13 protein-coding genes are annotated in these 13,347 nt (G+C 68.0%); 4 read left to right on the top strand and 9 right to left on the bottom strand.

The genetic code is table 11. The features are described 5' to 3' along the window. Positions 1–46: 46 nt before the first annotated feature. Entirely contained in the window at positions 47–1,201 is a 1,155-nt protein-coding gene (locus JQX13_RS04760; RefSeq protein WP_203407886.1) for an FAD-dependent oxidoreductase, read from the bottom strand. Between the two features lie 60 nt (positions 1,202–1,261). On the opposite strand from JQX13_RS04760, the gene JQX13_RS04755 reads away from it, so the two are divergent. Then, the gene (locus tag JQX13_RS04755; RefSeq protein WP_203407885.1) at positions 1,262–1,831 is read left to right on the top strand and encodes a histidine phosphatase family protein; all 570 of its coding nucleotides are present in this window, start codon (positions 1,262–1,264) and stop codon (positions 1,829–1,831) included. Here the strand turns inward: JQX13_RS04755 and JQX13_RS04750 are convergent. Continuing rightward, complete coding sequence (locus JQX13_RS04750) at positions 1,828–2,184, bottom strand: glutathione S-transferase family protein (protein WP_203407884.1); 357 nt, start codon at positions 2,182–2,184, stop codon at positions 1,828–1,830. The genes JQX13_RS04755 and JQX13_RS04750 overlap by 4 nt on opposite strands. A 59-nt stretch (positions 2,185–2,243) precedes the next feature. Here JQX13_RS04750 and JQX13_RS04745 point away from each other — a divergent pair, with 59 nt between their 5' ends. Continuing rightward, on the top strand, positions 2,244–3,545 hold the full coding sequence (locus JQX13_RS04745; RefSeq protein ID WP_239014538.1) for a hypothetical protein: 1,302 nt from the start codon (positions 2,244–2,246) through the stop codon (positions 3,543–3,545). Here the strand turns inward: JQX13_RS04745 and JQX13_RS04740 are convergent. Beyond that, positions 3,539–4,261 carry a glutathione S-transferase family protein gene (locus JQX13_RS04740; protein WP_203407883.1) on the bottom strand — a complete coding sequence of 241 codons (723 nt, stop codon included), beginning with the start codon at positions 4,259–4,261 and terminating at the stop codon, positions 3,539–3,541. The genes JQX13_RS04745 and JQX13_RS04740 overlap by 7 nt on opposite strands. Before the next feature lie 370 nt (positions 4,262–4,631). Further along, positions 4,632–5,585, bottom strand: coding sequence for a nitrilase family protein (locus tag JQX13_RS04735; RefSeq protein ID WP_239014537.1), 954 nt, complete (start codon positions 5,583–5,585; stop codon positions 4,632–4,634). Between the two features lie 163 nt (positions 5,586–5,748). Here JQX13_RS04735 and JQX13_RS04730 point away from each other — a divergent pair, with 163 nt between their 5' ends. Beyond that, positions 5,749–6,657: a LysR family transcriptional regulator gene (locus JQX13_RS04730; RefSeq protein ID WP_203407881.1), complete on the top strand. Its 909-nt coding sequence runs from the start codon at positions 5,749–5,751 to the stop codon at positions 6,655–6,657. Positions 6,658–6,773: 116 nt separating this feature from the next. Continuing rightward, complete coding sequence (locus tag JQX13_RS04725; protein ID WP_239014536.1) at positions 6,774–7,550, top strand: 3-hydroxybutyrate dehydrogenase; 777 nt, start codon at positions 6,774–6,776, stop codon at positions 7,548–7,550. Between the two features lie 3 nt (positions 7,551–7,553). Here JQX13_RS04725 and JQX13_RS04720 read toward each other — a convergent pair whose 3' ends face one another. From JQX13_RS04720 to JQX13_RS04700, 5 genes are all read right to left on the bottom strand, one after another. Then, positions 7,554–8,948 carry an MFS transporter gene (locus tag JQX13_RS04720; protein ID WP_239014535.1) on the bottom strand — a complete coding sequence of 465 codons (1,395 nt, stop codon included), beginning with the start codon at positions 8,946–8,948 and terminating at the stop codon, positions 7,554–7,556. 64 nt (positions 8,949–9,012) lie between these two features. Further along, positions 9,013–9,900: a hypothetical protein gene (locus tag JQX13_RS04715; RefSeq protein ID WP_203407880.1), complete on the bottom strand. Its 888-nt coding sequence runs from the start codon at positions 9,898–9,900 to the stop codon at positions 9,013–9,015. A gap of 127 nt (positions 9,901–10,027) precedes the next feature. Continuing rightward, entirely contained in the window at positions 10,028–11,362 is a 1,335-nt protein-coding gene (locus JQX13_RS04710; RefSeq protein WP_203407879.1) for a TolC family protein, read from the bottom strand. Beyond that, the gene (locus JQX13_RS04705; RefSeq protein WP_203407878.1) at positions 11,362–12,594 is read right to left on the bottom strand and encodes an ABC transporter permease; all 1,233 of its coding nucleotides are present in this window, start codon (positions 12,592–12,594) and stop codon (positions 11,362–11,364) included. The genes JQX13_RS04710 and JQX13_RS04705 overlap by 1 nt, the downstream gene beginning before the upstream one ends. Next, the gene (locus tag JQX13_RS04700) at positions 12,591–13,337 is read right to left on the bottom strand and encodes an ABC transporter ATP-binding protein (RefSeq protein ID WP_203407877.1); all 747 of its coding nucleotides are present in this window, start codon (positions 13,335–13,337) and stop codon (positions 12,591–12,593) included. The genes JQX13_RS04705 and JQX13_RS04700 overlap by 4 nt, the downstream gene beginning before the upstream one ends. Positions 13,338–13,347 lie beyond the last annotated feature (10 nt).

The following is a 13,347-nucleotide window of genomic DNA, read 5'->3' as shown; positions in this document are numbered from 1 at the left end:
GAGCATGTCGCCAGCGCCAGCAGACACGCAACCCGTCGCCGCAACATCATTCCCTTCTAGCTCTCAAGATGGCGTCCAACGCCACCAGGCCTGTCTTGAAGAGTTTCTTGGTGACCGCTCCGCGCATGGACCCGTTCAGGGTGCGCCGGGACGCTCGAACCACTGGACGGGTTCGCCTGACCATGGCTCGCTCGAACCGCTGCTTTCGAAGAAGCGCGGCCAGAGCGGCGGCATCGCCCAGGACGGTCACTCGAGAGGACGTACGCCACGTTCCAATGTGGTCGGCGCTTCTTATCCGCTTGCAGGTGACATGGCTGGGGGCCGAGACGGAAATCAGGTGGTGCATGTCTGGATGCCACCCGTGAAGTGACTGAAGTGCTCGGGCTTTCAGCGCTTCTCCGGGGAGCGTCATGGGGTTCTCCTCGGATGTAAACCGGTTCGTCTTCAGGAGCAGCGCCCAGACGCTGTACCCGGGCAGCTCGTCGAGCCACGCACGCACGTGGGGTACGTCGTCGAGCGCGCCCGTTTCCCCGTGCCCGGGTAGATGCTGTGAGAGAAAGAGGTTGACGTCGTCCGGCCCGAGCACGAGGCCCAGCCGCTCGAAGCGTCCGCGAGGCATGGACTGGAGCACCCGCTCGGTCGTGGGCACCTTGCCAATGATGATGACGACCCCCGTATCGGAAAGCGGTTGAGCTGGCACGAGTTGCCGGGCAATCGCGGACGCGCTGCCGTCGGCTCCGACCAGCAGACCGCCGCGTTGGGCGCTTCCGTCCTCGAAGTCGACTTCCACCGAGCCGCCTTCGAGCCTGAAGCCCCGTGCCGCGCGGCCAAATTCAACGCTCGCCCGGAGGGTGTGGAGAAGAATCTTCCGAAAAGTCGACCTCGCAATCACGCGAGCGCTCTTCGACGGAGCCCGGAAGTACGCGAGCTGCCGGAGCCGGTGATCGAAGAATCCGAAGCCCTGACCGAGCGGCTCGGAGAGACGGAGGAACAGCTCGAAGGTTTCTGGGGTGAGACATTCCTTCAGCGCGGCGACGCCTTCATCATCGAGGTGCAGGCGGTAGCCCTGAGCACGAGAATGGGTCGCGGCATCCTTTTCGAAGAGGATGACGGGGTGGTTCGCCTTCGCGAGCGCGTGTCCCAGCGCCAACCCACCCATACCTGCACCTGCGATGAGCGTTGGAAGGGGCTCCAGGTCCATGGCCACCAACCGTATAAGAAGGGTGGGAGGCGTGTTGAGGGGAGGGTAGAAGGGAGGTCCATGACCGACCTGAACCCCATCCCCTTCTGGTTCCTCCGACACGGTGAGACGGACTGGAACGCCCGCATGCTCTCCCAAGGCCAGGTGGACATCCCGCTGAACGCCGTCGGAGTCGTCCAGGCGGCACGGGCCGCGGAGGCGCTGGTGGGGAAGGGCATCCGCTCCATTCATGCCAGCACGCTCAGCCGCGCGCGGGTGACGGCGGAGATCGTGGCGGCACGGCTGAACCTGCCGGTGAACCTCGATCCCCAACTGCGGGAATGCGCCTTCGGTGTGAAGGAAGGGCAGGAGATGTCCGGCTGGTTCGACGACTGGATCGCCGGCATCGAGACGCCCGAGGGCGCCGAAACCTTCGCGGCGTTGCGCGAGCGCGCCGTGACGGCCATCAACCGTGCCACCGCCCATCCCGGCCCGGTGCTGATCGTGGCGCATGGGGCCCTGTGGCGCGCCGTGCGCCAGGCGGCGGGGCTGGTGGTGAACATCCGCACCCCCAACGCCCTGCCGCTCTGGGTGGAGCCGCCCTCGGGTGACCGGGGCTGGCGCTTCATCGCGGCGGAACTGAGCGCCTAGAGCACTTCGTTCAATCGGACCCGCTGTCCGGCCGGTGCTTCTTGCAAGTGGGTGTTGGCCTGTTCCTCCGCAGGCCGCTGCGCATGCTTGTAGAACTCCATCACCACCGGCTCGATACGCCCCTCGGCGAAGAGCATCCACTGGTAATAGCAGCCGCGGTCGGTGGATCCTGGCGGCGGCGCCAGGTGCTTCTCCGGGAACAGGTCGGCCAGATAGAGGCAGATCGCCAGGGACTCGAACAGCGTGACATCCCCATTCACCAGCGCGGGGACTTCGCCGAAGGGGTGCACCGCCAGATATGCCGGCCGATATGCCAGGGGACTCTGCCCGTTGAATATCCTGAGAGCCGTCAACCCAGGGGCTCTTCACGAATGATGTGCCCCCCACACCTGGGAGCGGGCTGGCTCCATCCATGATCGACACCCGCTCCGCCTCAGGAGTTTCCGCCACGTTCCGCCTTGGCCTCGCAATCGCCGTGCTCGTCGCGTGCGCGCCCGCCCTCGCGTCCCCTCTCATGCGCACCGAAGCTGAACAGCTCGCGTCCATCAGCGCACCGTTCGCGGTGACGCGCGCGCACGTCACCGATGACATCCATCACTATCAATTCGACATCCGCGTCGGTTCCACGCCAAACGCACGCTTGCGCATCCACCGCGTCGTCCGTGAGCTCTCGCCGTGGCGACCGCGTCCGACCACGCACGCGGTGATGCTGCTGCACGGAGACTTCGCCAGCTTCGTCACGAACTTCGTGCCGTCGCTCGGCAATCCCGCGTCGTCGGCCCCGGGGCTTGCCCCGTATCTGGTGTCCCGAGGCATCGACACATGGGGCGTGGACCGGCGCTGGACGCTGCCTGGCGCCGACGGTGATATCTCCGATCTGGGCGACATGGGCGTCAACCAGGCGATAGGGGACACCTCTGTCGCGCTCGCCTTCGCGCGGGCGGCGCGGACCGTCACAGACCGCGATCCGGGCCGAATCATCCTCGGCGGATTCTCGCATGGCGCCCAGCTCACCTACGCGTACGCCGCCGCCGATGGCCGCCACATCTCGGCGATCGCCGCGCTCGACATCTACTACGACATCGCGCCCGAGGATGCCGACCTGCGGGAGCTGGCGTGCGCCAATGCCGCGGCGGAACGCGACGCCCTGGCCCAGGGCGTGACCGATTCCAGCAACAGCCTCTTCATCACGGCGGGCCAGTTGGCTCGGAGCGCGCCCGATGAGACCTCGCCCCTGTTCCCGTCCTACACGAATCGCGGGGTCCTGCTCACGCTGTCGGGTATGACCTGGTTGCTCGCGCCGTACACGCCGCTGTACCACCTGAGTGCGCCGATCTTCGACGCCGATGGCAATGCCGCGGGGTTGAGCGAGTCGTCCGAGGACATCGTGAGCGCGTGGTTCTCCAGCGCGCCTCCGCACCAGTCGATGCGCGAGACCGTGGAGTTCGATGAGATCTGGTGTGGATCCTCGCCGAGGCCCTCGCTCGCGAACATCCGCGTCCCGTTGTTCTACCTCGGTGCTGCGGGCGGGTTCGGCGACCACGGCCTGTACTCGACGAGGCAGGTGTCGTCGACGGATGTCACGACGCTCGTCGTCCGCCGATTCGAGCCAGCGCGAGTCGCCGAGGACTTCGGCCACGGCGACCTTCTGTACGCGGCCGACGCGCCGACGCTCGCGTGGAAGCCGCTCGCGACGTGGTTGCTGCGTCACTGACCGGACGCGTGGTGCTGTCCGTTCGCGAAGTAGCGCTGCTGGAATCGCTCGCAGTAGCGCACGAGGTTCCGCCGCTCCAGTGTGTACTGCCGGAGCGGCGAGTCCACCGGAAACGCGATGATGCTCACGATGAACGCGTAGAGCGCCGCGTCGAACGAGGTGGGGTTGTCTCCCAGGAGGAACGGCTTGTCGCCGAGCACCGTCGCCACCGCGGAGACGTCCGCCTTGCCCATCTCCAGGAGCTCCTCCGGCCGGTGACGGCCCAGGCCCTGGGTGTGCAGCGCCTTGGTCATCCCCCGGCGAATCAGGGGCACGACGAGCTTGCCGACGACAGGCGGGAAGATGGCCTCGAAGATGGGCTTGTAGACCCGCCACCCCTCCGGTGAGACCCATCGCTCGTGGACGATGTGCCAGTAGAGGCTGTCTTCCAGCACGCGCCGCACCAGGTGGCCCTGGGCGACGTCCTCCGCGCCGAGCTTCTCGTCGAGTGGGTCTCCGTGCTTGCGCTTGAGGTGCTCGATGATGAGCTGGGAGTCACCCAGGAACGAGCCATCCTCCTCGATGAAGGGGAGCTTCCCCTTGGGGGCCTTCCCATGGTCGGCCGCCTTCGCCGTGTAGGGGATTCCGGTCATCCGGAGATAGCTCTCCAGCTTCAGGCAGAAGGGGCTGATGTTGCCGATGCCGAACGCGGCGGGGGCTTGATGGAGGGTGAGCATGGGGGCGGGAGTCTATCCCGCGAAGGGCAGTTCGACCTCGTCCATGAGGGTCTTCAGGCGCGCCCACCCCAGCAGCCCGGTGGTCGTCCCCTCGATGCCGACGTACAGCAACTCCTGGCGCACGTTCGTGAGCTTCCATCTTGAGCTCCGGGTGCGCGACTCCGCCGGAGACGAACCCGTCCCCGGAATCGTGTGAGGCCCTGTCTCCCGCGTTGCGCGAGCGGCTACACATCCCGGGTCTCTCACTCGTCATCCTCCAGGGCTGACACGAGCCCGACGGCGGCCTGCTCCTGCTCTTCGACGGCCAGCCCATCGGCAATCGCGTGCCCTGAGTGCGGGCCACTGTATGGCTTTGAAGGAGCTTCTCCTCTCAGCTCGAGGGATTGAGACGGTGCGCCGTCGTTGGCTCGGGAGAGAAGCGAGCCTGCCGGGGGTCCAACTCGTCACCTCTGTGCTCGACCAGCGTGCCGTACAGCTCGGGACGGCGACCGCGGATCCAGCGGCGCCCGGTGCACAGCGGTAGCAAGCCGAGGTCGAGGTCCGCCACGACCATGTCGTCACCCGCCCGCCAGGTCTCCGCCAGGATGCGGCCATAGGGATCGAGGATCATCGCGTTGCCGGTGCGAACCTCATCGTCGTCCTGGCCGACGCCATTGCTGAACAGGAGGAACATGCCGTTGTCGTGGGCTCGCGCTGGGAGCCAGCGCATCAGCCACTCCCGCCCCTTCGGTCCGCGGAATTCAGCCTCGATGGCACCGGGATCTTCCTCCCTTCGATGCCAGAGCTCGGGGTCGATCCGTCCCATGGCGTGCGGGCTGCGCGAATTCGTCCCGCCGGTCTGATGGGGTGCCATGAGCACGTCCGCACCGAGGAGCGCTGTCGCGCGGGCGTTTTCGACGAGGTTGTTGTCCCAGCAGATCAGGACCCCGACCCGGATTCCCAGCGGCGTTTCGAAGACGGTATAGCGATCGCCACTCGCGATGTGCTCGCTCTCGAATGCATGGAGCTTGCGGTGGGTATGAACCGTCCCATCCGGCAGGCAGACGGCATAGGCGTTGTAGAAGCGGCCGTCGGTGCCCACCTCGAGCAGGCCAGCGCCCAGCACCAGGTCGTGTTCTCGCGCCAGTGCGCGGAGGAACTCGACCGAGGGGCCAGACGGAATGGGCTCAGCCAGCGCCGAGATGCCTTCCCGGTCGAGGTCGCGAACATGCCAGTAGCCCGTCACGCACATCTCCGGGAAGGCGATCAGCTTGACCCCGTTGGAGGAGGCCAGGCCGGCGAAGTACCGGATGCGCTCGAGGTTGTAGGCCTTGTCGCCCGGCATGTGCTGGAACTGCACCGAAGCGACCCGTATGCTCGTCATGGCTCGAACTCCCGTCTGTCAGGATGCGCCCGTGGACAGTGCCGCCAACCTGGTGGTTGGCATCGGTCGCGGGAGGGAGCATCCGAAACGAGGCCCGTCCCGGTAAACTGTCGACCTTTGCCCCATGCCCGCCGAAAAACGCACACCCCCGCTGGATTGGGACGACCTCCGCCACTTCGCGGCCCTGGCCCGGCACGGCAGTCTGGCCGCCGCGAGCCGGGCCCTGGGCACCGCCCGTTCGACGATCGCGCGACGTGTCGAGGGACTGGAGCGCCAGCTCGGTAGGCCGTTGCTCGTTCGGAGGCCAGACGGTTTCGCGCTCACCGATGATGGCGCGGCCGTGTTGGCTCAAGCGACCGCGATGGAGGAGGCCGCGCTGGTGGTGCAGCGTCGTCTCGATGGCGATGACGGTCCAAAGGGACCGGTTCGGCTCACGACATCCCGGTCCCTGGCCCATGGCTTCCTGGTGGATCGGCTGGGACCGCTCCATGACCGCCATCCGGGGCTCGACGTCGAGCTCATCGCCGAGACCCGGGTTCTCAGTCTGTCCCGTTCGGAGGCAGACATCGCGATCCGGCTCGGCCGGCCCGCCGACAGCGACCTGCTGTCCCGACGAGCCGCCACGGTGGGTTATGCCTTCTTCGCTTCCGCTCGGAAGCGTGATGCCCTTCTGTCCCGCGAGCAGCCACCCCTTGTCGGGTATGGAGCGGACGATCAGGCAACAGAAGCGGCGTGGATGGCGTCCCGCTTTCCCAGCCATCGATTCGCCTTCCGAAGCAACAGCCTCCAGGCCCAGGCGGCGGCCGCGCAGGCCGGATATGGCATCGTGCTACTGCCCTGTTTCCTGGCCGAGGGCTACCCAGGCCTCATGCGGGTCCCGTTCGGCCCACTTCCGCCCGGCCGCGAGGTCTGGATTTTGATGCGCCGCGACACGGCCCGGGCACCCCGGGTGCGGGCGGTGGGAGACCATCTGTTCGAGCTCTTCCGCGACGAGCGCGCTCTGCTGTCCGGTGCCCAGGCTCAGGGGGAGTAGCCGCAGCGGACCTCGAGGCCAGCCGCTCTACCCTTCGCGGACATGAATCTACCATCATGCAAACATGAATCTGGCATCATGTTGGGGAAGCTCGAGCGGATGATTCTCGGAGAGGCATGACGATGGGAGAGCTGACAGGAAGGTGCGCGCTCGTCACGGGCGCGGCGAGTGGCATCGGCCGGGCGGTGGCCGAGGACCTGGGCGCACGCGGGGCCCGCGTGCTGGTGTCGGACCTGGACGAGGCCGGAGCGCGCGAGGTGGCCGGGCGGATTCCGGGCGCCATCGCGCAGCGGGCGGATGTGTCCTCGCGCGAGGACTGCCGGGCGCTGGTGGACAGGGCCAGGAAGGAGTGGGATCGGCTCGACATCCTGGTGAACAACGCCGGGCTCCAGCACGTGGCTCCGGTGGAGGAGTTCCCGGAGGAGCGCTGGGAGCAGATGATCCGCATCATGCTGGTGGGGCCCTTCCTGCTGACGAAGTACGCCCTGCCGCTGATGTACGAGCGCAAGTGGGGACGCATCATCAACGTCTCCTCGCTGCATGGGATGGTGGCATCGCCGTTCAAGTCCGCCTACGTCTCCGCCAAGCACGGGTTGATGGGGCTGACGAAGACGGTGGCGCTGGAGGCGGCGGACAAGGGCGTGACGGTGAACGCCCTCTGCCCCAGCTACGTGCGCACGCCGCTGGTGGAGAAGCAGATCGCCGACCAGGCCCGGGTGCATGGCCTCACCGAGGCCGAGGTCGTCGAGCGCATCATGCTGGCCCCGGCGGCGGTGAAGCGTCTGCTGGAGCCGAGCGAGGTGGCGGCGTACGTGGCCTTCCTGTGCTCGGAGGCCGCGGGCGGCATCACCGGGTCCGCCCAGGTCATGGACTGCGGCTGGACGGCCCGCTGAGGCTCAGGCCACCTCGCGCTTCTCGCCGCTCCCCGCGGCTCCCTCCGTGGGGGCCGTGGCGGAGGACTCGGTGAGGTGCTCCCGGAACGTCTCGGCGGAGAGGTAGACGGAGACGAGGGTGATGAGCGCGAGGCCCACCATGTAGAGGGACACGGGCCAGGACCTGCCCCCGGACTCCGTCAGCAGCGCGGTGGCGATCAGGGGGGAGAGCCCACCGGCGAAGACGGAGGCGAGCTGGTAGCCCAATGAGGCGCCGCTGTAGCGCACGCGCGTGCCGAAGAGCTCCGAGAAGAAGCTGGCCTGGGGCCCGTACATGGCCGCGTGGGCGATGATGCCCAACGTGATGGCCAGCCAGATGAGGCCCGTCGATTGGGTGTCGATGAGCCAGAAGAAGGGGAAGGCCAGCACCGCGCAACCCACGGCACCCCCGAGGTAGACGGGACGGCGGCCGAGCACGTCCGAGAGGGCACCGAAGGCGGGGATGACCACCAGGTGCACGGCCGTCGCCCCCAGCACCGCGGTGAGCATGGTGGAGCGCTCCAATTTGAGCTGCCCGGTGCCGTAGGTGAGCACGAAGGTGGTGACGATGTAGAAGAAGCCGTTCTCCGCGAAGCGCGCCCCCATGGCGAGGAGGATCTGCCGGGGGTAGGTGCGCAGGGCCTCGAGCGCGGGAATCCTCGCGCCGGCGCTGGCGGAGGCCTGGGTGGTGGCGGCCCGGGCCTGGTGCGCGCGGAAGGCGGGGGACTCGGCGACGCTGTGGCGGATGAAGACGCCGATGCCGATGAGCACCGCGCTGAAGAGGAAGGGCACGCGCCAGCCCCACGCGACGAACTGCTCCTCGGGCAGGCGGGAGAAGACGGAGAACACGGCGTTGGCCACCAGCAGGCCCGCGGGCGCGCCCATCTGCGGCCAGCTCCCGTAGAAGCCACGGCGGTGCGCGGGGGCGTGCTCCACCGCCATCAGCACCGCGCCACCCCACTCACCTCCCAGGCCGAAGCCCTGGAGGATGCGCAGCACCACCAGCAGGATGGGCGCCCATACTCCGATGCGCTCGTAGGTGGGCAGCAGCCCGATGGCGAACGTGGCCACGCCCATGATCATCAGCGTGGCGCTCAGCATGGACTTGCGCCCGAGCTTGTCGCCGAAGTGGCCGAAGATGATGCCGCCGAGCGGGCGCGCCACGAAGCCCACCGCGAAGGTGGCGAACGCGGCGAGCGTGCCCACCAGCGGATCGAACGAGGGGAAGAAGAGGCGGTTGAAGATGAGCGCCGCCGCGGTGCCGTACAGGAAGAAGTCGTACCACTCCACGGCCGTGCCGATGAAGCTCGCGGCGGCCACCTTCCAGATGCTCGTGTCGTGGGATTGCTCGGGGGGCCGGGCCGCGTCGGGTGCCGTCACGGTGTCTCCTGCGAAGCGGGGCACCCCCTCGAGGAGGGGGCCCCTGGGGGTTCTGGAATGGGGCTCAGTAGGCGTAGGTGGCGACGTCCGCGCGTACCTTGCCGACGATGCCTTCCCAGTTGCCGTTGCCGGAGTGGCTGTAGTCCTCGCCGTCATCGCGGAACTTCACCGAGTGGTAGGACCACTTGGCCTTGCCGTTGCTGGTGGCCGAGGTGCCGGTGTTCAGCGTGCCGTCGCAGAACCAATCGCCCGGGTTGCAGAAGCCGCCCTTGGCGGAGACGCCGCCGGTGGAGTGGTAGGCCACGGCCTCGTCGTCCTGGCCCGAGAGGATGCCCGAGTAGGCCGTGCCCTTGGCGCCGGCGAACATGTAGAACCAGACCGAGCGCGTGGTGTTGTGGTTGTACATGGCGCGCGCCGTGGAGGTGACCAGGTCGCTGACGATGGGATCGCTCACCGCCCAATCGCCGTGGTCGGCCAGCTCGCTGCCGCCACCGGCGCCCGAGGCCACGTCCACCCACTTGATGTTCCAGCCCACCTGGGTGGTGCCATCCGTGTTGCCACACACGCCCGAGGAGTTGGGGGTGGCGTTCTTCTTGTAACGCGTGGAGCCGCCGTACAGGGACAGCGCGTAGCCGATCTGCAGGTCTCCCGCGCTGTGCACGGCGATGTAGCACCAGTTGTTGCCGGTGCAGAAGCAGTCGAGCGCGTCACGGATGCGGTAGTTCTCCACGGAGATCTTCTGCGAGCCGTTCCAGTTGACGGCCTTCTTGTTCACGCCGGCCGAGGTGGTGCTCGGGCCCCAGTTGGAGAAGTCCGCGTAGTTGCCAGCCTGGGTGCCGCCGCCATTCTTGCCGTGGATCCACAGCGTGTAGTTGGTGGCCGAGGCCTCGGGCGCGGCGAGCAAGGTGGCGGCCGTTGCGGCGAGGACGGCCGTTCGGATGGGGGGGCTCATGGGGAGTTCCGGGGAGAGGGGGGGATGCCCGCTCGGGGGACGAGCGGGCAAGCACACACCCTAGCAACCAGGATTCCCCACACAAAAGGGGGCCCCCTTCAAAACCAGACAGAAAGCCCCCACCCCCTCACGCGTTGGGGGTGACCTGACGCCCGAGCGCGCGTGCCAGCTCCGTGCGCGCGGTGGCCAGGTTGTACGAGGCCTGCACGCGCTGGACGGCCGCGTTGGTGGCGGAGAGCTGCGCGTCGGACAGCTCGATGATGTTGCCCACGCCGGCGCGGTAGCGGCCCTCGGCCAGACGCAGCCGCTCGCGGGCATTGGTCAGTGCCTCCTCCGCGGCGGAAAGACTCTCTTGCGCGGCCGTCACGGAGAGTTGCGCGCGCTCCACTTCCAGTCGCACCTGCTGGCGCAATGCGTCACGCTGGGCCTGGATGTTGCTCAGGTTGGCCTGCTGCTCGCGCACCTGGGCGCGGGTGAGGCCCCCCTGGAAGATGGGCCAGCTCAGCCCCACCTGCCCGGTCAGGCCCCAGTCCAGGTTGGACGGGTTCGGGCCCGACTCCGTCGCCGACACCGAGGCGGAGAAGCTCGGCCAGTAGTTGGCGCGCGTGGCGGAGATGGTCAGCTCCTGGGCGCGCAGCTGGTGCTCGGTGGCGGCCAGGTCCGGCCGGCCCTGGAAGGCGACGTCCACCAGCACGTCGACGGTCTGGTTCTCGCCCTCCACCTGGCCCACTACCTCCTCGCGGACGGTGTATTGGGTCGTGCCCTCCACGCCCATGGCCTGGTTGAGCAGGGCCTTGCTGGTGGCCGCGTTGTTCTTCGCCTGGATGAGCTGCACCTGGGCATTGGCCACCGCCGTGCGCTGCTGCAACAGGTCGATCTCCGCCCGGGTGCCCACCTGCACCTGGGCCTGCACCTGCGCCAGGTGCGCCTTCTGGTTCTCCAACGTCTCCTGGGCGACCTGCACCAGCGCCTGCTGTGCCAGGACGTTGAAGTAGGCGGTCTGCACGTTGGCCAGCACGTCCAGCAACGTCTGGGACTCGTTGGACTTCTGGGCCTCGGCGGACTGCTGGGAGGCGCGCCACCGGCCCGTGGTGCGGCCGAAGTCCCAGATGAGCTGGTTGACGGAGGCGCCCAGGTTGAGTCCCTGGCGGGTGATGGTGCCGGTGGGGTCCGCCGTGCCCAGGCCGTCGCCTCCATCCCGGAGGGAGCGGTTGTACGAGGCGTTGGCGTTCACCTGCGGCAACAGCGGGGAGAAGCTCTGGTCCACGCGGGCGTTGGCCGCGGTGGTGTTGGCCTGGGCCTGGCGCAGCTGTGGCTGCCGCTCCCGGGCGGTGCGCAGGGCCTCCTCCAGGGTGAGGACGCGCTGCTGCTGTTGCGAGGACCGCGGGACCTGTTGGGCCTGCTGCGCCCACACGGGCGTGGCGGCGAGCAGCAGGGTGGCAATCGGGAAGAGCGTTCGCATTACTCGTACCTCAAGGCGTCGATGGGATCGAGCTGGCTTGCCTTGCGCGCCGGGTAGAGCCCGAAGCCCACACCCACCAGCGCGCTGAAGCCGAGCGCGATGAAGATGACATCCGGTCGTAGCTGCAGGGGCCATTGGAATTGGGACGCGAGGAGCTTCGCCACTCCCACGCCCAGTGCCGTGCCGATGAGTCCACCGAGCAGCGCCAGCGTCAGCGCCTCGATGAGGAACTGGGCGAGGATGTCCCGGGGCCGCGCGCCCACCGCCACGCGTACGCCGATTTCGCGGGTACGCTCGGTGACGCTCACCAGCATGATGTTCATGATGCCGATGCCACCCACCACCAGGGACACGGCGGCGATGGAGGCCAGCAGCATGCTCAGCGTCTCGGTGCTCTGCTGCCGGCTGTTGGCCAGCTCGGACAGATCCCGGACGTCGAAGTCGTTGGCGGCCTCATCGGACAGGCGGTGCCGCTCGCGCAGGAGCGCGGTGACGTCCTGCTGGGTCTTCGCGGTGCCGGCGGTGGCGTCGGCCTGCACGTAGATGATGCCGGTGAGGTACTTGCCCAGGCTCTGGGCCTGGAGTTGACGTTGGAAGCTGGTGGCGGGGACGAGGATGCTGTCGTCGTAGTCCTGTCCCATGGGGGACTGTCCCTTGCGCGCCGTCATCCCGATGATGGTGAAGGGCGTCTTCTTGATGCGGATGATCTGTCCCACCGGGTCGAAGCCCGAGCCGTAGAGCTTCTCCACCACGGTCTGCCCGATGACGGCCACCTTGGCTCCCGCCTCCACGTCCGCCTCGGTGAAGCGCCTGCCCTTCGCGATGGTCCAGCCGCGCACGTCGAAGAATTCGGGCGTGGTGCCCGTCACGCTCGTCGTCCAGTTCTGGTCCTCGGAGAACACCTGGGTGCTCGTGCGCATCTCCGGAGCGGCGGCGCGCACGCTCGGCAGCTGCGTGCGGATGGCCTCCAGGTCGTCCCAGGTGATGGTGGGCTGGGTGCCGGCGCCGCCCCGCGCGCCTCCCGAGTTGCTGGAGCCGGGCATGACGATGAGCAGGTTGGTGCCCATGGCGTCGAACACCTTCTGCACGTTGGCTCGGGCTCCATCGCCGATGGCCACCATGGCGATGACGGCTCCCACGCCGATGATGATGCCCAGGGCGGTGAGGAAGGAGCGCATCTTGCTGCGCAGCAGCGAGCGCACCGCGAGTGACATCGTTTCCAGCACGTTCATGATGCGGCCTCCTCGAGCGGGGGCACTTCCGCGGGGACCGGCTGCTGGCGCCGGTCCGAGAGGATCCGCCCGTCCTTCACCACCACCACTCGCCCGGCATACCCGGCGATGTCCGGCTCGTGCGTCACCAGCACGAGCGTGATGCCCTCGCGGCGCAGCTCCTGGAAGAGCGCCATCACCTCCACACTGGTACGCGAGTCCAGGTTGCCCGTGGGCTCGTCCGCGAGGATGACGCGCGGCCGGCTCACCAGCGCCCGGGCGATGGCCACACGCTGCTGCTGTCCACCAGACAGCTGGCGCGGGTGGTGGTCCAGGCGTGCGCCCAGGCCCACCCGCTCGAGCGCCTCGCGGGCCCGAAGCTTCCGCTCGCGCGCGGGTACCCCGGCGTAGAGCATGGGCAGCTCCACGTTCTCCAGGGCGCTGGTGCGCGCCAGCAGGTTGAAGCTCTGGAAGACGAAGCCCAGGGTGCGGTTGCGCACGATGGCCAGGTCGTTGCGGTCCAGGCGCGACACGTCCTGGCCCTCCAGCAGGTACTCGCCCGAGGTGGGCCGGTCCAGGCAGCCGAGGATGTTCATCAGCGTGGACTTGCCCGAGCCGCTCGAGCCCATGATGGCCACGAAGTCACCGTGCTCCACGGTGAAGTCCACGCTCCGCAGCGCCGCCACCTCCACGTCTCCCGACCGGTAGATCTTGCTCACACTCCGCAGCTCGATGAGCGGCGTCTGCTCAGCGTTCTCGTTCATGTCACGCCTC

The sequence above is a fragment of the Archangium violaceum genome, from assembly GCF_016859125.1.
GTDB lineage: Bacteria > Myxococcota > Myxococcia > Myxococcales > Myxococcaceae > Archangium > Archangium violaceum_A.
Note: the sequence above shows the minus strand (reverse complement) of the source record. Positions and strands in the feature narration are given on the sequence as shown.